This is a genomic window from Burkholderia sp. KJ006 (genome assembly GCF_000262695.1).
Lineage (GTDB): Bacteria > Pseudomonadota > Gammaproteobacteria > Burkholderiales > Burkholderiaceae > Burkholderia > Burkholderia vietnamiensis.
In genome coordinates, this window is sequence record NC_017920.1 from 1,893,905 (window position 1) to 1,915,064 (window position 21,160).

Genomic DNA, 21,160 nt, shown 5'->3' on the forward strand with positions numbered 1-21,160 from the left:
CGTCAGCGCGACGCTTCCACGAGCGCCTGCGCAAGCGCGTTGTGGCGCTCGATGACCGGCGGCAGATCGAGCGTCGCGAGCCGCCCTTCCCGCACCACCACCTTGCCGTTCACCACCGTATAGGCCGCCTGCGACGGCGCGCAGAACACGAGCGCCGCGACCGGGTCGTGCAACGCACCGGCAAAGAGCGGCTGGCGCAGGTCGAACGCGGCGAAGTCGGCGGCCATGCCGGGCTTCAACGCGCCGATATCGTCACGATTGAGCACCTTCGCGCCGCCGAGCGTCGCGATCTCGAGCGCGTCGCGCGCGGTCATCGCGTCGGGCCCGAAGCCGACCCGCTGCAGCAGCAGCGCCTGCCGCACTTCCGCGACCATCTGCGCGCCGTCGTTCGACGCCGACCCGTCGACGCCGAGCCCGACCGGCACGCCCGCCGCCCGCATCTTCCCGATCGGCGCGATGCCCGATGCGAGGCGCATGTTCGAGCACGGGCAGTGCGCGACGCCGGTGCCGGTGCGCGCGAACAGGCCGATGCCCGCATCGTCGAGCTGCACGCAGTGCGCATGCCAGACGTCGTGACCGACCCAACCGAGATCTTCCGCATATTCGGCGGGCGTCATGCCGAATTTTTCGCGGCTGTACGCGATGTCGTTGACGTTCTCCGCCAGATGCGTGTGCAATGACACGCCGCGCTCGCGCGCGAGCACCGCCGCGTCGCGCATCAGGCCGCGGCTCACCGAGAACGGCGAGCACGGCGCGACGACCACGCGCAACATCGCGTAACGTCCTTCGTCGTGATAGGCGTCGATCAGCCGCTGCGTGTCGCGCAGGATGTCCGGCTCGCGCTCGACGACCGAATCGGGCGGCAGCCCGCCGTCGCGCTGACCGACGCTCATCGCGCCGCGGCTCGCGTGAAAGCGCATGCCGATGCGTTGCGCGGCGCCGATGCTGTCGTCGAGCCGGCTGCCGTTCGGATAGATGTACAGATGATCGCTCGACGTCGTGCAGCCCGACTGCAGCAGCTCGGCCATCGCGGTGAGCGTCGACACCTCGATCATCTCCGGCGTCAGATGCGCCCAGATCCGGTACAGGCTCGTGAGCCAGCCGAACAGCTCGGCGTTCTGCGCGGCCGGCACCGCGCGCGTGAGGCCCTGGTACATGTGGTGATGCGTGTTCACGAGCCCCGGGATCACCAGATGGCCGCGCAGGTCGAGCACTTCGTCGGCGGTGTCGGGCAACTCGGCGCTCGGCCCGACGGCGACGATCCGGTTGCCCTCGATGTAAAGCCCGGCGTCACGCAGCTCGCGGCGCGTGTCGTCCATGGTCACGAGCACGTCGGCGTGCTTGACCAGCAGGGTCGTCGGGCGGGATGAGGATGGCTGTGGCGCGCGTGCGCCGGCGTGCTGCTCGAGGTTCATGCGTTCTCCGCGTCGTTCCGTCTGCGGGAGCCGCTCCCGCAGACGCTGAAGGCCGTTCGAACGCTGCTGCGCGGCACGCACCGGTGCCTGCGTCCGTTCGAACGCGCTGGCCCGGTTACCCGGCATGCATGCCGTCTTCGGGGTACGCGCGGCAGCATCGCGCAAGCGCGCGCCGCGCACAATGCGCGAAACCGAATACTGCGCTTCACGGTTTCGATATGGTACGCGGCGCAGCGCGATCGGACGCAGCGCACACGCGCCCCGGCCGCGCATGGACGGCCGTCGACAGCCGTTCATGCGCGGCGCATTATCTTTGATATCGCGTCCGTATTTGCGCGGGAACCTTCTTACAATGCCTGCACGGCGCTCGCATCAATTTCGCCGACGGGTATGTAGCCACGTGACGTGGAGCCTCGATCCGCCGCACAGTCAATGGATCGAGTCGCCGCCGAACCTCGCATTCACATAAGGACACAACGAATGGGAAAGCTCACTACCCACGTACTCGATACGGCACACGGTCGCCCCGGCGCTGCCGTCAAGGTGGACCTCTACGCGCTCGACGGCGAAACGCGCCGCGCGCTCAAGACCGTGCTGACCAATAGCGACGGCCGCTGCGACGAGCCACTGCTCGAAGGCGCGGCGCTCGCCGCCGGCGAATACGAGCTCGTGTTCCATGCCGGCGACTACTTCGCGTCGCTCGGCGTGAAGGTGCCCGAACCGCGCTTCGTCGACCGCGTCGTGCTGCGCTTCGGCATCGCCGACGCCGCATCGCACTACCACGTGCCGCTGCTCGTGTCGCCGTGGTCGTACAGCACCTATCGCGGCAGCTGACATACGCATCGGCGCCTGCATCGAAGACAACGATCTGAGTCTGGAGGAGTTTCATGGAAGGCTTCATCACCGACTGGCTGAACCTCGCGCTGCGATGGCTGCACGTCATCGTCGCGATCGCGTGGATCGGCGAATCGTTCTATTTCGTCGCGCTCGACAACAGCCTCAAGCCGCCGACCGACGCGAACCAGCGCAAGCGCGGCGTGTTCGGCGAGCTGTGGCACGTGCACGGCGGCGGCTTCTACAACATGCAGAAGTACACGGTCGCGCCGCCGGAAATGCCCGACGACCTGCACTGGTCGAAGTGGCCGTCGTACACGACGTGGCTGTCGGGCTTCTCGCTGTTCTTCGTGCTCTACCTGCTCGCGCCGAACACCTACCTGATCGACAAGAGCGTGCTCGACATGGGGCCGGTGGTCGCGGTCGCATCCGCGCTCGGCTTTCTCGCGGCCGGCTGGATCGTCTACGACTCGCTGTGCCGCATCCTCGGCACCAACGATCGCGTGCTCGGCATCTGCGTCGGCATCTACGTCGTGATCGCCGCGTACCTCGCGTGTCACATCTTCGCGGGCCGCGCCGCGTATCTGATCGTCGGCGCGATGCTCGCGACGATCATGTCGGCGAACGTGTTCTTCGTGATCATCCCCGGCCAGCGCAAGATGGTCGACAAGATGCTCAAGGGCGAAGAGCCGAACCCGATCTACGGCAAGCGCGGCAAGCAGCGCTCGGTGCACAACACTTACTTCACGCTGCCTGTCGTGTTCGCGATGCTGTCGAACCACTATGCGATGACGTACACGAACCGCTTCAACTGGGTCGTGCTCGTGCTGATCATGCTGGCCGGCGCGCTGATTCGTCAGTTCTTCGTGATGCGTCACCGCGGCAAGCAGCTGTGGTACCTGCCGATCGGCGGCGTCGCGCTGCTGTCGGGCGCGCTCGTGTGGACGATGCCGAAGCCGGTCGCGCCGCAGGCCGAGGCCGCGAACGCGCCGAAGCTCGCCGTCAACGACATCATGCCGATCCTGCAGCAGCGCTGCATCGAATGCCACTCGGCCAAGCCGACGCTGATGGGCAGCGCGCCGGCCGGCGTGATGTTCGACACGCCGGACGAAGTGTCGAAGAACGCGCAGCGCATTTACGAACAAGCCGTGCGCCTGAAGGCGATGCCGATCGGCAACGTCACGCACATGACCGACGACGAGCGCGTGAAGCTCGCTGCTTGGTTCGAGGGCGGCGCGGTGAAGTGAGGCGCTGTGAGCCGGCGTGTGATCGCCGGCGCGATACGTTGGTGGATGCGGGCCCGGAGACGGGCCCGTTTTTTTTGGCACGTGCGAAGGCGCGAAGGTACGGCCGTCGCGCCAGCCGCACATCGCTTCACGCTGCAGCACGAGCAGTAGATTCATGGGAGGTCGTCGAACGGCAGGAAGATGTGATCGTGATGCGTGACCGTCGTCACGGTACAGTTGCGCCCTGCTGTGAACAATGTGTAGAGAATGCGACCTTCAGGCCGAACGCGGCGCGATCGGAATGCGCGCTCAGCGCGATTCATGCGGCGCGGAAAAACACGGGCCGGTTGCGTCGCACGGCCGCCGTCTCGCGGCGGGCTTCCTGGTCGGCATCATGAATGGACCCGGAACGCTCGTTCCAGTTGCACGCCCATCACGATTGCAGCCCGAAGATCTGCGACGGGACGCCGAAACGGCGCTGTGCGAATCGCCGGACGGCGACACGAACACCAGCCAGCCGCGACGGTCATCGCGTCGGCTTCGACGAAACGCGACGATCGCTTCGAACGACGACGCCCCGTCCACTTCATGCTCAGCAAGGCTGCACGTTCGCTTTCAGATCGACGCATCGGCACCGGGCCGGCAACCGTACTTCACGCGCCAACGCGTCGCGACGATCGCATGCGCATCGGCGCGATCGAGCTACACGTACTGCCCTGCGTGTCGGTTCGTGGCCGTGCGCCGCACTGCCTCGCAGTGTTGCGCGCGAATGCCGACCACCACCCACACCGCGATCCCCAAGCGCACCGACATAAAAAAACCCGCGCATGTCGCGCGGGCTGGTTCGACGATCGCTGCTACGGCAACGGCGCTCAGACCATCACCGCCTCGAGCGCATCTTCGGTGAGCCACAGCGATTCCGGCAGGTCCTGCTCGTTCAGGTTCAGGCCGTCGCCGCCGCGATCGACGACGATGAAGTCGCTGACCTCGCCCAGCGCGATCAGCGGGTGATGCCACACGCCCTTCGCGTAGTTGACGCCCTGCCAGCCGCTCGTCACGAACGCACGAACCTTCGACGGATCGAGCTCGCCCGCCGGCGCGACGACGACCAGATACGGCCGCTCGTTCAGCGGCACGAACGCCTGGCTGCCGAGCGGATGCCGCTCGAGCATCCTGACCTCGAACGGCAGCTCACGCGGCTGGCCGCGAAACAGGTTGACCAGCGTGCGGCCGCCCGCGTCGGTCACGTCGACGTTCGCGAGATCGTGAAAGCGCACCGTCGTGCCGAGATTGATCGGAATCTGCTTCGCGCCGTCGGTTTCGATCACGTCGCCGAACGGGGCGAACGCTTGCCTGGTCAGCGGTTCGATTGCAAGCGTCTTCATTTGTCGAGCGTCCCCCACAGGCGCAGACGCGATACGCCGCCGTCCGGGATGATGTTCAGGCGCACGTGCGTGACCGGCCCGAGTGCGGCGATTTCCGGTTCGAAGAAGTGCTGCTTGTCCATCTGCAGCTTCTGCTCGCCGAGCAGCACCGGCCAGAACATCGACTGCGTGATCAGCGAGCTGTCGGTGCCGCCCGACATGTAGGCGGCCTGGATCGAGCAGCGGTCCGGGTAGTTGCCCTTGAAGAACGCCGTATCGACCTCGATCCTGCGGATCACGCCCGGCTGCGCGAGCGCGACGATCGCCCAGTCGTTGCCCGGTTCGCGACGGCGACGCGTTTCCCAGCCGTCGCCCATGTTCACGCCGCGGCCCGGCAGCAGCAGGTTCGACGCGAGCCCGAAGTGCTGGTTGTTCGCGGCCACGACGTAGCCGCCGTTTTCCATCGCCGCGAGGTCGAACTGCTCGGTCTCGCTCGCGCCGGCCCAGTCGAGCTGCGGCTGGCCGTACACGCGCAGCCGCGCCACGCCGCCGTCCGGATAGATGTTCACGCGCAGATGCGTGAACGCGCGCGCGTCGCGCGCTTCGACGTAATGGTGACTGTTGCCCTGCAGCGTCGTCGACGGCACGATCTCGATCCACTCGGTCGCCTGCGTCGGCGCGCCGTCGGCGACGTACGCGGCGTCGATCGACGCGGCCGGCGGGAAGTTGCCGGTGAAATGGCTGGTATCGATGTCGACGCCCTTGATCACGCCGGGACGCGCGAGCTTGACGATGCACCAGTCATAACCGGTCGTGCGCTTGCGGCGCGTCTCCCAGCCGTCCATCCACTTGCCGTGGTCGTCGTACTTGGCCGGAATGAAGACCGCCGGCTCCGGGTTCAGCATCCGCTCCTTCGGCGCGAAGAAGTCGTCGCTGGCTTCGAGCGCCTGCGCGCCGAGGCGCGGGTCGGCGAGGTTCACGTAGCGCCGGGTGAAATCGGGCGCGGCGGGATCGAGAAGCGGAACAGCCATGATGTGTCCTTGTTCGGTGAGGCGAAGCGGTGATGCGAAGCGGCCGCTACGGCGCGACGTCACGCGTCGATCAGGTCGTCGAGCCGGAAGCGCGCGATCCGGTAGATCTGGTCGAGGCTCGCGCGCAGCTCCTCGCTGCGCGAATGATTCACGCGCGACTCGAAGTTCGCGATGATGCCGTGCCGGTCATAGCCGCGCACGGCCAGAATGAACGGGAAGCCGAATTTCTCGCGATAGGTGCGGTTCAGCGTCAGCAGCTTGTCGAACTCTTCCTGCGTGCATTGATCGAGGCCCGCGCCGCTCTGCTCGCGCGTCGACTCGGCAGTGAGCTCGCCGCGCACGGCTGCCTTGCCGGCCAGTTCCGGGTGGGCGTTGATCAGCGCGAGCTGGCGTGCGTCGCCGGCCGTTTCCACCGCGTTCGACATCGTCTCGTGCAGCGCGTCGATGCTCGCGAACGGCCGCTTCGCCGCCGCATGCTCGGCCACCCACGGCGAATGCTCGAAAATGCCCGACAGCGCGGCGACGAATGCGCTCGGCGTCATCGTGTTCAGTTGCTCCAACGTGTAACGCATCGCCTTCATGCTTTCCCTTCGTCTCGATGATTGGGCTGATACGGATGATGTTCACGCCAATGGCGCGCGATATCGACACGCCGCGTCACCCATACGCGTTCGTGCTTCTCGATGTGATCGAGGAAACGCTGCAGCCCGCGGAAACGCCCCGGCCGCCCGAGCAGCCGGCAGTGCATGCCGATCGACAGCATCTTCGGCGCTTCGTCGCCTTCCGCGTACAGCACGTCGAACGCGTCGCGCAGGTAATCGAAGAAGTGCTCGCCGGTGTTGAAGCCCTGCGGCGTCGCGAAGCGCATGTCGTTCGTGTCGAGCGTGTACGGGACGATCAATTGCGGCGTCGTGCGGCCGCCCGACACTGCGACGTCCATCCAGAACGGCAGGTCGTCGCCATAGTTGTCGGAGTCGTACAGGAAGCCGCCGTATTCGGCCACGAGGCGGTGCGTGTTCGGGCTGTCGCGGCCGGTGTACCAGCCGAGCGGGCGCTCGCCGGTCACGCGCTCGATCGCCTCCATGCCGAGACGCATGTGCTCGGCCTCCAGCTCGGGCGTCATGCTCTGGTAGTGAATCCAGCGCCAGCCGTGGCATGCGATCTCGTGGCCGAGCTCGACGAAGGCGCGCGCGAGCTCCGGATGGCGCTCGATCGCCATGCCGACGCCGAATACCGTCAGCGGCAGCCCGCGCTTCTCGAACTCGCGCAGGATGCGCCACACGCCGGCGCGCGCCCCGTACTCGTAGATCGACTCCATGCTCATGTGACGGTCGGGATACGCGGCCGCGCCGACGATTTCCGACAGGAACTGCTCGGAGCCCAGATCGCCGTGCAGCACGCAGTTCTCGCCGCCCTCCTCGTAGTTGAGGACGAATTGCACCGCGACGCGCGCGCGCCCGGGCCAGTTCGCCTGCACGGGATGGCGGCCGTAGCCGATCAGGTCGCGAGGATAGTTGGGATCGAGTGACATGGGTTCGGAGTGCCGCTGAAGCTCGCTGAAATGGTGGGTTCGCATCGGCCCGCACGGGGCCCGAAGGCCGGCCGCGCGGGCCGATGCGACGACGGCCCAGTGTAGCGAAAAGGTCGGGACGCGCCCATACAGCGGCGCAGATAGTGCAGGTCAGACCGCGTGTATGTGCGGTTGCGGCAAACCGGCGTCGGGCGACGTAGCGCTGCCGCTGCGCGCGCCCGTGCTCGCCGGCGCAGCCGCCGACGCGTCGTCCGGCGGGCTGAAGCGCGCGAATTCGCCGTCGTAGCGCTTCGGCAGCGGCCGCGCATAATCGCCGCGCTTCGCGGTCGCGAGGCGCAGCGACACCAGCGCCTCGGCCCACTTCACGGCCGCCGTGACGCCCTCGATCACCGGCGCGCCGATCTGCTGCTCGATCTCGTGCGCGAACTCGGCCATCCCGGCGCAGCCGAGCACGATCGCATCGGCGCCGTCCTCGTCGAGCGCCCGCCGGCATTCGTCGACGATGATGCGCCGCGCCGCCGAACCGGGCCGGTCGAGCTCGAGCACCGCGACGTCGGTCGCGCGCACGTTGCGGCAGAAGCGCTTCATCCCATAGCGCTCGGCGAGATGCCAGGCCATCCCGCAGGTGCGCGCGAGCGTCGTGACGACCGAGAAGCCCGGCGCGAGCACGCTCGCCGCGTGCATCGCAGCTTCAGCGATCCCGATCACCGGCCCGCGCGCCAGCTCGCGCGCCGCGTACAGCCCCGGATCGCCGAAGCACGCGATCACGTACGCGTCGCAGCCGTCGCGTTCGCCTTGCGCGATCTCGGCGAGCAGCCCCGGCGTCGCCAGCGCCTCGTCGTAATAGCCTTCGATCGACGGCGGCCCCATCGGCGGGCTCACCGCGACGATCTCCGTACCGGCGGCCGCGATCTCGCGCGCGCAACGGCCCATCGCGTCGGTCATGCGCTGCGTCGTGTTCGGGTTGATCAGCTTGATCTTCATCTCGCGCTCCTCACGCGTTCGTGCTCACGAGCAACCGGTAGAACGCGAAGCCGAGCCCCGCGCCGATGAACCACGAGAAATTCGCGGCAGCCTCCCAGCCCGGCACCATCACGCACACGACCGCAATCACCGCGGCCGGCAGCAGCGCGGCGAGCGCGCGACGGTTCACGCCGCCGGTGTACCAGTACGCGCCGCGCTCCGACATCGTGTACAGATCGTCGCGCACCAGCCGGCCGCGCTTGACGAGGTAGAAGTCGGCGATCAGCACGCCGTACAGCGGGCCGATGAACGCGCCGAGCACATCGAGCGTGTAATGGATCACGGCCGGGTTGTTGAACAGGTTCCACGGCGTGATGAAGATCGACGCGACGGCCGCGAGCATCCCGCCTGCGCGCCAGCTGATCAGCCGCGGCGCGACGTTCGAGAAATCGAACGCGGGCGACACGAAGTTCGCGACGATGTTGATACCGATCGTCGCGATCGTAAACGTCAGCGCGCCGAGGATCACCGCGGTCGGATGATCGATGCGGCCGACCGTCGCGACCGGGTCGGTGATCAGCTCTCCGAACACCGGCAGCGTCGCGGCCGTGGTGACTACCGTGACGAGCGAGAACGCGAGGAAGTTGACCGGCAGCCCCCAGAAGTTGCCGCGCTTGACGTCGCCGAACGAGCGGCAGTAACGCGAGAAGTCGCCGAAATTGAGCATCGGCCCGGAGAAATACGACACGACGAGCGACACGGCCGTGATCATCACCGGAATCACCTGCGCGCCGTGATACTTGACGCCGCCGAGATTGATGCCGATGTTGCGCCAGCCCGCACGCCACACCATGTAGCCGGCGAGGATGAACATCACGACGTAGACGGCCGGCCCCGCGAAGTCGATGAACTTCTTGATCGTCTCCATCCCGTTCCAGAACACGAACGCCTGCAGCACCCACAGCAGCATGAAGCCGGCCCAGCCGACGGCCGACAGCCCGAGGAAGCCGTAGCGATGGACGTCCGCGTACGGCATCCATTGCGGGAAGAACTTCAGCACGACGATCACCAGCGCGCTCGACGCGAGATAGGTCTGGATGCCGTACCACGCGATCGCGATCAGCCCGCGGATCACGGCCGGCACGTTGGCGCCCAGCACGCCGAACGTCGCGCGGCACGCGACCGGATACGGCACGCCGATCTGCTGGCTCGGTCGCGCGATCAGGTTGCACAGCCGGTTCACGATCGTGATGCCGACGATCAGCGCGATCAGCACCTGCCAGCTCGTCAGCCCGAGTGCGAACAGGCTGCCGGCAAACACGTAGCCGCCGACGCTGTGCACGTCGGACATCCAGAACGCGAAGATGTTGTACGCGCCCCACGTCTGGTTCTTCAGTGGTGCCAAATCTTCGTTGTACAAACGCTCGCTGTAACCGTCCGGCAAGGCCGGATCGCCGCCCTCGCCGCCTTGTTCCGCCGGATATGCGCTGTCGTGCGCCACACTGAACTGAGCCATGACTTCTCCTTGACGCGGCCGTGCGGCCGCTCCACCGTCATCGATATCGCTCCGGGTCGTCGCCCGGAGTCGGACTGGCGGCCGGCGGCGCTGACCGCCGGCCTGCATTGCTCTCGTCGTGTGGCGCGCGGGCCGGTTCGCGTCGCCGCTCAGGCGCCGCCGAACACTTCGCGCAAATCGACCTGCCCTTGCGCGGGCCGGTCCAGCATCTTCAGTTCGACATGCTGCAGGTGGTGCGCCATCAGCGTCACCGCCCGCTTCGAATCGCCCGCTTCCAGCGCGGCCAGGATCCCGTCGTGGTCGTCGCACGAGCACGGGCTGCGACCGTGCGACTCGTACAGCGCCGACATCAGCGTCGAGCGCGCGACGAGCCCGTCGAGGCATTCGCACAGCGTCGCGTTGCCCGTGAGCGCGGCGAGCGCCGTATGGAATTCGCCCGACAGGCGGATCCACGCGGCGAAATCGTGACGCTCGAACGCGCGACGCTCCTTGTCGATCAGCGCGGCGACGCCCTTCAACCGTTTCGCGCCCGGCCCCGTCGCGAGCCGCTCGACGACGGCCAGCTCGATGATGCGGCGCATCTCGAACACCTCGTGCACGTCCTGCAGCGTCGGGCTCGCAACGAAGGCGCCGCGGTTCGGCTCGAGATCGACGAGCTTGTCGGCCGCGAGCTGCGACAGCGCCTGGCGGATCGTCCCGCGCTTCACGCCGAACACGTCGCACAGCTGCGCCTCCGTCAGCTTCGCGCCGGGCGCGAGCCGATGCTCGAGGATCGCGGTGCGAATCCGCTCGGCGATCGCTTCGGGGCCGGCGGCGCCGGACGCAGGGATATCGGGCTCGTTCATGTTCTGCATCGTGTGATGGTCCTCATCCTAGGACGGACATAAAGATTGTCAACAATTCTTTTCCCTGAATTCGCACAATCGGCGTGCATCTGGGTGTGCCAGAGCAGTGCGCGGCGCACGAAACCCGCGCACGGCAAGGCCGCAACGACCATCCATGGCAGCTTACGGCGTTTACCCTGCCGGGAATTTTGTCGACAAAACTGGTGCATGCAACGGCGCGAATGTGCTTCGTGTCGTCGAAAATTAGCGACGGTTAGTTGCGCGTCTACTTAAAGAAAAAGGCGGGAGACCCGCCTTTCGAGGTTAGCGATCGGCCGTCAGCCGAGATGCGGATAGTCGGACAGCGTGAGCCGGAAGCCGTGCGCGTTCGCGACGAGTTCGGCGTGTGCGCCGAACGGCAGCGTCAACAGATCGGGCACGTGGCCGAACTGCAAGCCCGTGACGACCGGGATGCCGATCACCGAGCGCACCTGCTCGATCATGGCCTCCATGTCGTAGCCGTTGTCGTATTCGAACGGCCGCGCGCCCGTGAACTGCCCGATCACGAGCGCCTGCTGGCGCGCGAGCAGCCCGGACAGATGCAGCTGATAGATCATCCGTTCGATCCGGAACGGCTGCTCGTTGACGTCCTCGATGAATAGGATGCCGCCTTCGATGTCCGGCATGTACGGCGTGCCGACCAGCGACGACAGGATCGCGAGATTGCCGCCCCACAGCGTGCCCGCCGCGGTCACGGCCTGCACCTGCGGCACGTCGGCGACGATCGTCGTGCTCGGCTGCGACAGCGTCTGCCAGAAGTGCTGCATCGTGAAGTCGCTCGGCGTTTCGGCGCCGAAATCCGCCGACAGCATCGGGCCGCCGAAGGTCTTGATGCGCGCCTTCGCGTACAGCGCGAGCTGGATCGCGGTGAAGTCGCTATGGCCGACCAGCGCGATAGGCTGATCGCGCAGGCGGCGCTCGAGCCCGCGATAGTCGAGCCCGTGGAGGATGCGCGCGGCGCCGTAGCCGCCGCGCACCGCGAGCGCGATGTCGGGCAGCGCCCGCTGCGGATCGGCGAGGCGGTTCAGGTCGCCGGCGCGTTCGCCGTCGGTGCCGCCGAAGCGCTGAAAGCGGCGCTGCGTCGCCTCGATGTTTTCGATGCGCTGCTGGGCGCTGCTCAAACGCTCGAGCGCGCGATTGATCGCGTCGGGATCGTGCGGATAACCGGACGGCGCAAGCAGGCGAATGGTATAGGACGCGGCGGGCTGGAAGGACATGGCGGGAGGAGTCGGGTCGTCAAACACTGCTTAGAGGGCCTGGATCGTTGACGGTTCAGCGATCACGCGCGGAGGCCGCGGCCGGCGCAGCGCGCGCGGCGGTCATGCCGCGCCCGATTCGGCGTCGCGGGCGAGCCGCGCTTCGCGCACCGCGCGGCGGCGCTCCGCGAAGAACGACTTCAGCGCGGCGCCGCATTCGTCGGCGAGCACGCCGCCGGTCACTTCGGTGTGGTGGTTCAGCTGGGGATTCGCGAATGCGTCGATCACGCTGCCGCAGGCGCCCGTCTTCGGGTCGGCCGCGCCGTAGACCACGCGTGCGATGCGCGCGTGCATGATCGCGCCCGCGCACATCAGGCAAGGCTCGAGCGTCACGTACAACTCGCAGCCGGGCATCCGGTAATTCTGCAGATGCTGCGCGGCCATCCGCAGCGCGGCCATTTCCGCGTGGGCTGACGGGTCGTGCCCGCCGATCGGATGGTTGAAGCCGCGTGCGATCACTTCGTCGCCGCGCACCAGCACCGCGCCGACCGGCACTTCGCCCGCGGCGCGCGCCTCTTCGGCCGCGGCCTGCGCGAGCCGCATGAAATGCAGGTCGCGCGCAGACGCGGGCGCGGGCTCGATCGTGGGCTCGGATACAGGGGAATCGGCAGCGCCGACGGATTCGGGGGCCGCGTCGTGCAGCGCGTCTGCGCTCACATCGGCCCCGCTTCGGCGGGCGCTTCGTCGAGCCCGCGTTCGCACAGACGCTCGGCGATGCGGCGGCAATAGTCGCGCGGCATCACCATCGGACCGCCGCGCAGCGATTCCAGCGCCATGTCGAGCGCGAGGATCTTCGCCTGAAGCCGGCAACGTGCGGCACGATCGCCGACCGCCTGCAGTTCGTCCTGCAGGTTGCGCAGCGCGCGCAATTGCTCGACGGCCGGCGGCACGAAGCCGGCGTTCTTCAGGATACGGTTGGCCACCCGGACCTCCTCGGGGACGAGGAGGTCGTCATCCAGCGCCTGCGGCGCGCCGGTACCGGGCAAATCGTCAAACTCGCCCCGCGCGGCGGCGGCGGCGATGCGTTGTTCGACCAGTGCGTCAAGCAATCTCATTAGTCAATCGGAACAAATGCGGCAGCCGAATTCTAGCAGGGTGACGTGCGTATGACAGGCTCTTCGAAGACCTGCTCGATATTGTCTTTTTAGGGGCCGAATCGGCGCGCATGTGTGAAGATCGGGGCGACTTGGGGCTGTGCTGCGCCGCGGCGGGCTGGGCGGGGGTTTGGCTGGTTCGGAGTGGGTATGTCGTGGTACGCGGCGCCCGGCACGAAAAAAAGCCCGGCAGGCTTCCCTGCCGGGCGCTCGCATCCTCCGATGCCGCGATCCGCTACCGGGGCGCACCCCGGCGCCGCATCACTCCCACTCAATCGTCGCCGGCGGCTTCCCCGAGATGTCGTACACCACCCGGTTGATCCCGCGCACCTCGTTGATGATCCGGTTCGACGCACGGCCGAGCAGCGCGTACGGCAGATGCGCCCAGTGTGCGGTCATGAAGTCGGTCGTCTGCACCGCGCGCAACGACGTCACGTAGTCGTACGTGCGGCCGTCGCCCATCACGCCGACCGACTTCACCGGCAGGAACACCGCGAACGCCTGGCTCGTCAGGTCGTACCAGCTCTTGCCGACGTCGGCTTCGCCGCACAGGCCGGCTGCCGCGTCCTGCGCGGTGGCGGTCGTGCCGCGCAGCTCCTCGATGAAGATCGCATCCGCGCGACGCAGCAGCTCCGCATATTCGCGCTTCACTTCGCCGAGAATCCGCACGCCGAGGCCCGGGCCCGGGAACGGATGGCGGTACACCATCTCCGGCGGCAGGCCGAGCGCGACGCCCAGCTCGCGCACTTCGTCCTTGAACAGGTCGCGCAGCGGCTCGAGCAGCTTCAGGCCGAGCGTTTCCGGCAGCCCGCCGACGTTGTGATGGCTCTTGATCGTCGTCGCCTTCTTCGTCTTCGTGCCGCCCGATTCGACCACGTCCGGATAGATCGTGCCCTGCGCAAGCCACTTCGCCTTCGACAGCTTCTGCGCCTCAGCCTGGAACACCTCGACGAACTCGCGACCGATGATCTTGCGCTTCTGCTCCGGATCGGTCACACCGGCCAGATGGCCGAGGAACTGTTCCGATGCGTCGACGTGCACGACCTTCGCGTGCAGGCGGCCCTCGAACATGTCGAGCACCATCTTGCCTTCGTTCAGGCGCAGCAAGCCGTGATCGACGAACACGCAGGTCAGCTGGTCGCCGATCGCGCGATGGATCAGCGCCGCCGCGACGCTCGAATCGACGCCGCCCGACAGGCCGAGAATCACTTCCTCGTCACCGACCTGCTCGCGGATCTTCGCGACCGCTTCCTCGATGTGGTTCTTCATGATCCAGTCGGGCTTCGCGCCGGCGATCTGCAGCACGAAGCGCTCGATGATCTGGCGGCCCTTCACCGTGTGCGTGACTTCCGGATGGAACTGCACCGCGTAGTAGCCGCGCGCCTCGTCGGCCATGCCGGCGATCGGGCAGCTCGGCGTCGACGCCATCAGCGTGAAGCCCGGCGGCAGCTCGGCCACCTTGTCGCCGTGGCTCATCCAGACCTTCAGCATCCCGTGGCCTTCGGCCGTCTTGAAATCGTCGATGCCGTCGAGCAGGCGCGTATGACCATGCGCGCGCATTTCCGCATAGCCGAATTCGCGATGGTCGCTCCACTCGACCTTGCCGCCGAGCTGCACGGCCATCGTCTGCATGCCGTAGCAGATGCCGAGCACCGGCACGCCGAGGTCCCACACGGCCTGCGGCGCGCGCAGCTGGTGGTCTTCGTAGGTGCTGGCGTGGCTGCCCGACAGGATCACCGCCTTCGGCGCGAACTCGCGAACGAACGCGTCGGACACGTCGTTCGGATGGATCTCGCAGTAGACGTGCGCTTCGCGCACGCGGCGCGCGATCAGTTGGGTGACTTGCGAACCGAAGTCGAGAATCAGGATTTTGTCGTGCATGGCTGCGGACGGGATGAAGATGATAAGAAAAGCAGCGCACGAAGCGCTGCGTCAATAGCATGGACGGAGGCGTCGGGCGGGCGGCGGCTCGCGCGACGCATCGCCGGTCAATCCTCGGCCGGCGGGCGGGCGTCGAACGCGACGCTGCCGGACGAACGGGCCGCTGCCGCGGCATCGGCTGCTGCTGCCGGTGCGACAGGCGCTGCCGGTGCTGCCGGACGCGCGACGCTCGGCTCGACCCGCGGCTGCGGTACGACGACCGGTGCCGGCTCGGCCGGACGCTGCGCGCCGCGGGCCTCGAGCGCCAGCGCCTTGTCGCGCCGCCGCACGGCCGCGGCGAGCCGCACGCCGCCGAGGCCGAGCACGATCAGCGCGACGCCGGCCGCGACCGACAGCACGCGGCCGGCCGCCGCGATCGCCGGGCCGTTGCTGGTGCCGAGCGACCACACGACCGCAAGCACGCCGATCAGCCAGTTCACATGGCCGACCGCCCGCGCGACGGGCGCCGTGAGTTCACCGTTGACCGCCGCATGAAACGCGAGCCACGCGAGCCCGAGCAGCGCGATGCCGAACGCCTGGCCGAGCATCGCCGGCTGGACGTTCGCGAGCTGCAGCGCATTGAACAGCGCCTGCCACGGCGTCAGCACGAACAACGTGCCGAACGCGAGCAGCAGCACGGCGTCGACGATCAGCACGGCTCGCAGCAGCGGTTTCATCAGCGCTCAATCCACGTGATAGTTCGGCGCTTCCTTCGTGATCTGCACGTCGTGCACGTGCGACTCGCGCATGCCCGCCGCGGTGATCTGGACGAATTCGGCCTTCTCGTGCAGCTCGTCGATCGTGCGGCAGCCGCAGTAGCCCATGCTCGCGCGCACGCCGCCGACCAGCTGGAACAGGATCGCGTTGACCGAGCCCTTGTACGCGACGCGGCCTTCGATGCCTTCCGGCACGAGCTTGTCGATGTTCGCCGAGTTGTCCTGGAAGTAGCGGTCCGCCGCGCCGTCCTTCATCGCGCCGACCGAACCCATGCCGCGGTACGACTTGTACTGGCGGCCCTGGTACAGGAACACGTCGCCCGGCGACTCTTCGGTGCCGGCGAACATGCTGCCCATCATCACCGCATTCGCGCCGGCCGCGAGGGCCTTCGACACGTCGCCCGAGAACCGCACGCCGCCGTCGGCGATGCACGGCACGCCGGTGCCCTTCAGCGCCTCGGCGACGTTCGCGATCGCGCTGATCTGCGGCACGCCGACACCCGCGACGATCCGCGTCGTGCAGATCGAGCCTGGGCCGATACCGACCTTGACGGCGTCCGCACCGTATTCGACGAGTGCCTTCGCGGCAGCCGCGGTCGCGATGTTGCCGCCGATCACCTCGACGTGCGGGAAGTTCTGCTTGACCCAGCGCACGCGCTCGAGCACGCCCTTGCTGTGACCGTGCGCGGTATCGACGACGATCACGTCTACGCCCGCCTGCACCAGCAGCTCGACGCGCTCTTCGTTGTCGGGGCCGACGCCGACCGCCGCGCCTGCGCGCAGCTTGCCGTGCTCGTCCTTGCACGCGTCCGGATGCTCGGTCTGCTTCGTGATGTCCTTGACGGTCATCAGGCCGCGCAGTTCGAACGCGTCGTTGACGACCAGCACGCGCTCGAGGCGGTGGCTGTGCATCAGCGCCTTCGCTTCGGCGAGCGGCGTGCCTTCCTTGACCGTGACGAGACGCTCGCGCGGCGTCATGATCGACTTGACCGGCTCGTCCAGGCGCGATTCGAAACGCAGGTCACGGTTCGTGACGATGCCCACGAGCTGCGGGCCTTCGACGACCGGGAAACCCGAGATGCCATGCTGGCGCGACAACGCGATCACGTCGCGCACCTTCATCTGCGGCGGAACGGTGATCGGGTCGCGGACGACACCCGATTCGAAACGCTTGACCTTCGCGACCTCGCGGGCCTGCTCGGCCGGCGTCAGGTTCTTGTGGACGATCCCCACGCCACCCTGCTGCGCCATCGCGATCGCGAGGCGACCTTCGGTGACCGTGTCCATCGCGGCGGACACGAGCGGCATGTTCAGGGAGATGTTGCGGGTCAGCTTGGTTTTCAGGCTGGTGTCGCGCGGGAGAACGTCGGAGAAGGCGGGAACGAGGAGCACGTCATCGAAAGTGAGTGCTTTTTGGATCAGACGCATGGCAAATCCTATGGGCGCAAAAGCGAATTATACGCGAAGCGCCGCGGATTTTCACAACACGAACAACGGGTTAGCCGTTCGGGAGCGTTCGGGGGCCGAATCGTTCGGATCGCCGTTCGGTTCGTTTTCGATCGCCTTTCGTTTCACCCGGCGCTCGCAGCATTCGCGCAGGCAGGGCGAAGCGGCCGGAATCGGCCCGCGCGCGACGAAGTGGCGCGGCGGCGCCGCACTGCTTGCAGCGGGCCGCCAGTCGGCTTCGATGTGCGGCGGCGGCACCCAGCGCCCGACGCGCGGCTACGCCAGCGCAGCCACCGCACGCACGACCATCACCGCACCCGCGCCGAGCGCCACGCCGCCGACGACGCGCGCCACGCACGCGCCGCCAGGCGCGAGCCGTTCGGCGGCGATCGCGGCCGTCACGATCGTCATCACGCGCAGATCCATCATGCCGGCCGCGACGGCCGCGCCCGTCAGATTGCCGCAGCACGCGGCACAGCGCACGCCGGCCCGCAGGCCATACAGCCATGCGGCGCCCACGCCGGCTCGCGGGCCGTCGTCGTCCGCTGCGGCCGTGTGCCGGCAGCAGGCAAGCCGGCGGCGCTTCCACCCGGAAAACTGCAGCGCGCCGGCACCGAGCACGACCGCACCGGCCTCCACCGGCATCGCGGCGGCGAGCGCGGGCAGCCGCGCGGCCGCGGCCGCCAGCCCGGCACCCACGGGAAACACCATCGCGCCAAGCACGAGCCATACGCCGAGATACCCGGCACCCGCCACCACGACGCGCCATCCCGCGCGCGCATCGCCCGACGCGCCCATCCGGCGGCGATACCGCCACAGCTCGGGCGCCAGCACCGGCAGCATCATCGTCGCCCACATGCCGACGAACTCGCCGAACGCCCTGCCCGGCCGCCATCCGCACGATCCGCCCCACGCGGCCGACAGCGTCCAGCCGCCGGCCATCGGCGTGCCGCCCATCGCGTCCATCGACGCATGCAGCGCCAGCGTCGCCCACAGCGCCGCGGCGAATGCGGCCGCGAGCGCCGCGCAGAACGCGCGGTCCGCGCTGCGCGGGGCAACGGAGTGCCGGCCCGATCGAGTCGCGCGACGCATCGCCCGCCTCCGCGCTCAATCGCGCGCGTATTCGTCGTGACGGCGCCACCACACGCCCGTCTCGTTGCGGCCGAGCGGCGCACGGTCGAGCCACGCGTACATGCCCCACAGTGCATCGAGCCCGCGCGCATAGGTCGAATACGTGTGATAGACGACGCCGTCCTCGCGCACGAACGCGCTCATCCCCGGGCGGTCGCGCGCATACGTCGCGGCATCGGTGCCGCAGGTCGCGGCGAACTGCGCGACCGCGGCCGGCGGCGGATCCACGTCCATCGCGTGAGCGGCGCGCGCATAGTTGTATTCGACCTCGCCGGTGCGCTGCTGCGCTTCGGTGAACGACACGTTGAAGTCGAAATTGAACGCGCCGCCCTCCGACGACGCCCACGGAAACCGCCAGCCCATGCGCTGCCGGTACGCCAGCAGCTTCGCGAGCGGCGCGCGCGACACCGCCGCGAGCGTCACGTCGTGGTTCGCGAGATGGACGGCGAAACCGTCGAAGCCATCGGCGAGCGCCGAGCACGACGGGCAGCCGGCCTTGTAGTCGGGGCCGAACATGAAGTGATAGACGAGCAGTTGCGAACGGCCGTCGAACAGATCGTCGAGCGTCGCCGCGCCGTGCTCGGTGTCGAACCGGTACGTCTTGTCCACGCGCACCCACGGCAGCGCCTCGCGACGCCGTGCGAGCGCGTCGCTGTGGCGCGTGAGCGTCTTTTCCGCGTCGAGCAGCGCGCGTCGCGCCGTCAGCCATTCGTCGCGCGTTCCGGTGAGATGGGTCGTCATTGCGGGTTTCTCCTTTCGTCAGGATTCGGGCACGGCGGCTTCGCCGTGTGCGTGGTGCTAGATTAGGGCCCGGGATCGGACGCGAGGGAGTGACAACTGTGTCGGGATTCGCATGGATTCGCTGATCACCGCCGCCGCCCGCGCGCTCGCGGCCGGCGATCCGCTCGGCGCGCTGAACCGCGTCGCACTGCGCGGCGACGCGCCCGCGCTCGCATTGCGCGGCATCGCGCTGGCGCAGCTCGGCGACTTCGAGCGCGCCCGCGTGCTCATGCGCGCGGCGGCGCGCGCGTTCGGCCCGCACGAAGCCGTCGCACGCGCACGCTGCGTGGTCGCGCAAGCCGAGATCGCGCTGGCGTCGCGCGATCTGCGCTGGCCGTCGCGCGCACTCGACGCCGCATGCGCGACGCTCGACGCGCACGGCGATCGCGCGAACGCCGCCCATGCGCGTTATCTCGGCGTGCGCCGGCTGCTGCTGATCGGACGCGTCGACGACGCCGAGCAGCAACTCGCGCAGCTCGAGCCCGCCGCGCTGCCGCCGGCGTCGCGCGCGGCGCACGAACTGATCGCGGCCGGCATCGCGATCCGCCGCATCCGCCCGCACGCGGCGCGCGCCGCGCTGGCCCGCGCACGCGCGGCCGCGCAACATGCCGGCATCGCGGCGCTGAGCGCCGAAGTCGAGACGGCCGCGCGCGCGCTCGATACGCCGGCCGCGCGGCTCATCGCCCGCGGGACATCGCGGCTCGTGCGGCTCGACGAAGTACAGGCGCTGTTCGAGTCGGACGCGCTGGTCGTCGACGCGTGCCGGCATGCCGTGCGCGATGCGCGCGCAAGCGTGTCGCTCGCGCGCCGCCCGGTGCTGTTCACGCTCGCGCGCGTGCTCGGCGAAGCGTGGCCGCGCGACGTGTCGAGGAACGCGCTCGTCGCCGCCGCGTTTCGCGCGAGACACGCGGACGATTCGCATCGCGCGCGCCTGCGCGTCGAGATCGGCCGCCTGCGCGCGATGCTGCGGCCGCTCGCGAAGCTGACCGCCACCGCCGACGGCTTCGCGCTCGAGCCGCTCGGCGCCGCTGACATCGTCGTGCTCGCGCGCGTCGTCGACGATCGCCACGCGGCCGTGCTCGCGCTGCTCGCCGACGGCGACGCATGGTCGAGCTCCGCGTTGGCGCTCGCGCTCGGCGCCAGCCAGCGCACCGTGCAGCGTGCGCTCGAAGCGCTGGCGGCCGCCGGCAAGGCGCAGGCGCTCGGTCGCGGCCGTGCGCGCCGCTGGCTCACGCCCGCGCCGCCCGGATTCGCGACCGCATTGTTACTCCCCGTGGCGCTGCCGGGCGACTAGGATGGGCCTACCGACGACGAGGAGACAGACATGAAACGTTCCACCGCAAGCATCCTGCGCGAATACGGCCCGTTTGCCGGCGTCGACGGCGTGCACGGCGTCACGTTCGACGGGCAACACGTGTGGTTCGCGTCCGGCGACAAGCTCAATGCGCTCGATCCGGGCGCCGGCACGACGGTGCGCACGCTGGACGTCGCCGCGCATGCGGGCACCGCGTTCGACGGCCGCCACCTGTTCCAGATCGTCGAGGACCGCATCGAAAAGATCGACCCCGACTCGGGCCGCGTGCTCGCGACGATCCCCGCGCCCGGCGGCGGCGCGGATTCCGGGCTCGCCTGGGCTGAGGGCACGCTGTGGGTCGGGCAATACCGCGAGCGCAAGATTCATCAGATCGATCCGCAATCGGGCGCCGTGCTGCGCACGATCGAATCGAACCGCTTCGTCACCGGCGTGACCTGGGTCGACGGCGAACTGTGGCACGGCACGTGGGAAGCGGATGAAAGCGCACTGCGACGCGTCGACCCCGGCACCGGACGCGTGCTCGAGCAGGTCGACATGCCGGCCGGCGTCGGCGTGTCGGGGCTGGAATCCGACGGCCGCGACACGTTCTACTGCGGCGGCGGCAACAGCGGCACGCTGCGCGCGGTGCGCCGCCCCGCGTCGGGGAACGCCGTGCACGACAGCGACGCCGACGCCGACGCGGCAGCCGAACGCTGATACGCCTGCGATCGCACCGCGCCCGCACACGCACCACGTCCG

At 68.5% G+C, this 21,160-nt stretch carries 20 protein-coding genes; 4 read left to right on the plus strand and 16 right to left on the minus strand.

The features are described from left to right. Positions 1-2: 2 nt before the first annotated feature. Positions 3-1,415 carry an 8-oxoguanine deaminase gene (locus MYA_RS08525; RefSeq protein ID WP_041493966.1) on the minus strand — a complete coding sequence of 471 codons (1,413 nt, stop codon included), beginning with the start codon at positions 1,413-1,415 and terminating at the stop codon, positions 3-5. 480 nt (positions 1,416-1,895) lie between these two features. On the opposite strand from MYA_RS08525, the gene uraH reads away from it, so the two are divergent. Together uraH and MYA_RS08535 are read left to right on the plus strand one after the other, a co-directional pair. After that, positions 1,896-2,249: a hydroxyisourate hydrolase gene (uraH, locus tag MYA_RS08530; protein ID WP_011885104.1), complete on the plus strand. Its 354-nt coding sequence runs from the start codon at positions 1,896-1,898 to the stop codon at positions 2,247-2,249. 53 nt (positions 2,250-2,302) lie between these two features. Then, positions 2,303-3,496: a urate hydroxylase PuuD gene (locus tag MYA_RS08535; protein ID WP_011885105.1), complete on the plus strand. Its 1,194-nt coding sequence runs from the start codon at positions 2,303-2,305 to the stop codon at positions 3,494-3,496. A gap of 851 nt (positions 3,497-4,347) precedes the next feature. Here MYA_RS08535 and MYA_RS08540 read toward each other — a convergent pair. From MYA_RS08540 to MYA_RS08615, 15 genes are all read right to left on the minus strand, one after another. Beyond that, positions 4,348-4,860, minus strand: a complete 513-nt coding sequence (locus MYA_RS08540) for an ureidoglycolate lyase (protein WP_011885106.1) — start codon at positions 4,858-4,860, stop codon at positions 4,348-4,350. Next, positions 4,857-5,870 carry an allantoicase gene (gene alc, locus MYA_RS08545; RefSeq protein ID WP_041493846.1) on the minus strand — a complete coding sequence of 338 codons (1,014 nt, stop codon included), beginning with the start codon at positions 5,868-5,870 and terminating at the stop codon, positions 4,857-4,859. Before alc ends, MYA_RS08540 begins: the two co-directional genes overlap by 4 nt. Before the next feature lie 59 nt (positions 5,871-5,929). Continuing rightward, entirely contained in the window at positions 5,930-6,451 is a 522-nt protein-coding gene (gene uraD, locus MYA_RS08550; protein WP_011885108.1) for a 2-oxo-4-hydroxy-4-carboxy-5-ureidoimidazoline decarboxylase, read from the minus strand. Then, positions 6,448-7,401 carry an allantoinase PuuE gene (gene puuE / locus MYA_RS08555; RefSeq protein ID WP_014723196.1) on the minus strand — a complete coding sequence of 318 codons (954 nt, stop codon included), beginning with the start codon at positions 7,399-7,401 and terminating at the stop codon, positions 6,448-6,450. Before puuE ends, uraD begins: the two co-directional genes overlap by 4 nt. A gap of 150 nt (positions 7,402-7,551) precedes the next feature. Beyond that, complete coding sequence (locus MYA_RS08560; RefSeq protein ID WP_014723197.1) at positions 7,552-8,385, minus strand: aspartate/glutamate racemase family protein; 834 nt, start codon at positions 8,383-8,385, stop codon at positions 7,552-7,554. 10 nt (positions 8,386-8,395) lie between these two features. Continuing rightward, positions 8,396-9,880, minus strand: a complete 1,485-nt coding sequence (locus MYA_RS08565; RefSeq protein WP_014723198.1) for an NCS1 family nucleobase:cation symporter-1 — start codon at positions 9,878-9,880, stop codon at positions 8,396-8,398. Positions 9,881-10,029: 149 nt separating this feature from the next. Beyond that, positions 10,030-10,734 carry a GntR family transcriptional regulator gene (locus tag MYA_RS08570; protein ID WP_011885112.1) on the minus strand — a complete coding sequence of 235 codons (705 nt, stop codon included), beginning with the start codon at positions 10,732-10,734 and terminating at the stop codon, positions 10,030-10,032. Positions 10,735-11,042: 308 nt separating this feature from the next. Next, positions 11,043-11,981, minus strand: coding sequence for a muramoyltetrapeptide carboxypeptidase (gene ldcA, locus MYA_RS08575; RefSeq protein WP_011885113.1), 939 nt, complete (start codon positions 11,979-11,981; stop codon positions 11,043-11,045). Positions 11,982-12,083: 102 nt separating this feature from the next. Next, positions 12,084-12,677 (minus strand): tRNA adenosine(34) deaminase TadA, encoded by a 594-nt coding sequence (gene tadA, locus MYA_RS08580; RefSeq protein ID WP_011885114.1) that lies wholly within the window; start codon positions 12,675-12,677, stop codon positions 12,084-12,086. Continuing rightward, positions 12,674-13,075 carry a DnaJ family domain-containing protein gene (locus MYA_RS08585; RefSeq protein ID WP_011885115.1) on the minus strand — a complete coding sequence of 134 codons (402 nt, stop codon included), beginning with the start codon at positions 13,073-13,075 and terminating at the stop codon, positions 12,674-12,676. The genes tadA and MYA_RS08585 overlap by 4 nt, the downstream gene beginning before the upstream one ends. A gap of 300 nt (positions 13,076-13,375) precedes the next feature. Continuing rightward, positions 13,376-14,995, minus strand: a complete 1,620-nt coding sequence (guaA, locus tag MYA_RS08590) for a glutamine-hydrolyzing GMP synthase (RefSeq protein WP_011885116.1) — start codon at positions 14,993-14,995, stop codon at positions 13,376-13,378. A 107-nt stretch (positions 14,996-15,102) separates the two neighbouring features. Then, entirely contained in the window at positions 15,103-15,711 is a 609-nt protein-coding gene (locus MYA_RS08595) for a hypothetical protein (RefSeq protein ID WP_014723200.1), read from the minus strand. Positions 15,712-15,717: 6 nt separating this feature from the next. Then, the gene (gene guaB, locus MYA_RS08600) at positions 15,718-17,178 is read right to left on the minus strand and encodes an IMP dehydrogenase (RefSeq protein WP_011885118.1); all 1,461 of its coding nucleotides are present in this window, start codon (positions 17,176-17,178) and stop codon (positions 15,718-15,720) included. Positions 17,179-17,472: 294 nt separating this feature from the next. Then, the gene (locus tag MYA_RS08610; RefSeq protein ID WP_014723202.1) at positions 17,473-18,288 is read right to left on the minus strand and encodes a DUF2182 domain-containing protein; all 816 of its coding nucleotides are present in this window, start codon (positions 18,286-18,288) and stop codon (positions 17,473-17,475) included. Between the two features lie 15 nt (positions 18,289-18,303). Continuing rightward, on the minus strand, positions 18,304-19,068 hold the full coding sequence (locus MYA_RS08615) for a DUF899 domain-containing protein (RefSeq protein WP_014723203.1): 765 nt from the start codon (positions 19,066-19,068) through the stop codon (positions 18,304-18,306). A gap of 112 nt (positions 19,069-19,180) precedes the next feature. Here MYA_RS08615 and MYA_RS08620 point away from each other — a divergent pair, with 112 nt between their 5' ends. After that, positions 19,181-20,401, plus strand: coding sequence for a hypothetical protein (locus MYA_RS08620; protein WP_014723204.1), 1,221 nt, complete (start codon positions 19,181-19,183; stop codon positions 20,399-20,401). 30 nt (positions 20,402-20,431) lie between these two features. After that, complete coding sequence (locus tag MYA_RS08625) at positions 20,432-21,118, plus strand: Vgb family protein (protein ID WP_014723205.1); 687 nt, start codon at positions 20,432-20,434, stop codon at positions 21,116-21,118. Positions 21,119-21,160 lie beyond the last annotated feature (42 nt).

What these genes read in the sequence shown, in the direction of transcription:
- MYA_RS08525 (WP_041493966.1), bottom strand. Translation starts at nt 1,415, where the DNA reads ATGAACCTCGAGCAGCACGCCGGCGCACGCGCGCCACAGCCATCCTCA.
- uraH (WP_011885104.1), top strand. Translation starts at nt 1,896, where the DNA reads ATGGGAAAGCTCACTACCCACGTACTCGATACGGCACACGGTCGCCCC.
- MYA_RS08535 (WP_011885105.1), top strand. Translation starts at nt 2,303, where the DNA reads ATGGAAGGCTTCATCACCGACTGGCTGAACCTCGCGCTGCGATGGCTG.
- MYA_RS08540 (WP_011885106.1), bottom strand. Translation starts at nt 4,860, where the DNA reads ATGAAGACGCTTGCAATCGAACCGCTGACCAGGCAAGCGTTCGCCCCG.
- alc (WP_041493846.1), bottom strand. Translation starts at nt 5,870, where the DNA reads ATGGCTGTTCCGCTTCTCGATCCCGCCGCGCCCGATTTCACCCGGCGC.
- uraD (WP_011885108.1), bottom strand. Translation starts at nt 6,451, where the DNA reads ATGAAGGCGATGCGTTACACGTTGGAGCAACTGAACACGATGACGCCG.
- puuE (WP_014723196.1), bottom strand. Translation starts at nt 7,401, where the DNA reads ATGTCACTCGATCCCAACTATCCTCGCGACCTGATCGGCTACGGCCGC.
- MYA_RS08560 (WP_014723197.1), bottom strand. Translation starts at nt 8,385, where the DNA reads ATGAAGATCAAGCTGATCAACCCGAACACGACGCAGCGCATGACCGAC.
- MYA_RS08565 (WP_014723198.1), bottom strand. Translation starts at nt 9,880, where the DNA reads ATGGCTCAGTTCAGTGTGGCGCACGACAGCGCATATCCGGCGGAACAA.
- MYA_RS08570 (WP_011885112.1), bottom strand. Translation starts at nt 10,734, where the DNA reads ATGCAGAACATGAACGAGCCCGATATCCCTGCGTCCGGCGCCGCCGGC.
- ldcA (WP_011885113.1), bottom strand. Translation starts at nt 11,981, where the DNA reads ATGTCCTTCCAGCCCGCCGCGTCCTATACCATTCGCCTGCTTGCGCCG.
- MYA_RS08585 (WP_011885115.1), bottom strand. Translation starts at nt 13,075, where the DNA reads ATGAGATTGCTTGACGCACTGGTCGAACAACGCATCGCCGCCGCCGCC.
- guaA (WP_011885116.1), bottom strand. Translation starts at nt 14,995, where the DNA reads ATGCACGACAAAATCCTGATTCTCGACTTCGGTTCGCAAGTCACCCAA.
- MYA_RS08595 (WP_014723200.1), bottom strand. Translation starts at nt 15,711, where the DNA reads ATGAAACCGCTGCTGCGAGCCGTGCTGATCGTCGACGCCGTGCTGCTG.
- guaB (WP_011885118.1), bottom strand. Translation starts at nt 17,178, where the DNA reads ATGCGTCTGATCCAAAAAGCACTCACTTTCGATGACGTGCTCCTCGTT.
- MYA_RS08610 (WP_014723202.1), bottom strand. Translation starts at nt 18,288, where the DNA reads ATGCGTCGCGCGACTCGATCGGGCCGGCACTCCGTTGCCCCGCGCAGC.
- MYA_RS08615 (WP_014723203.1), bottom strand. Translation starts at nt 19,068, where the DNA reads ATGACGACCCATCTCACCGGAACGCGCGACGAATGGCTGACGGCGCGA.
- MYA_RS08620 (WP_014723204.1), top strand. Translation starts at nt 19,181, where the DNA reads ATGGATTCGCTGATCACCGCCGCCGCCCGCGCGCTCGCGGCCGGCGAT.
- MYA_RS08625 (WP_014723205.1), top strand. Translation starts at nt 20,432, where the DNA reads ATGAAACGTTCCACCGCAAGCATCCTGCGCGAATACGGCCCGTTTGCC.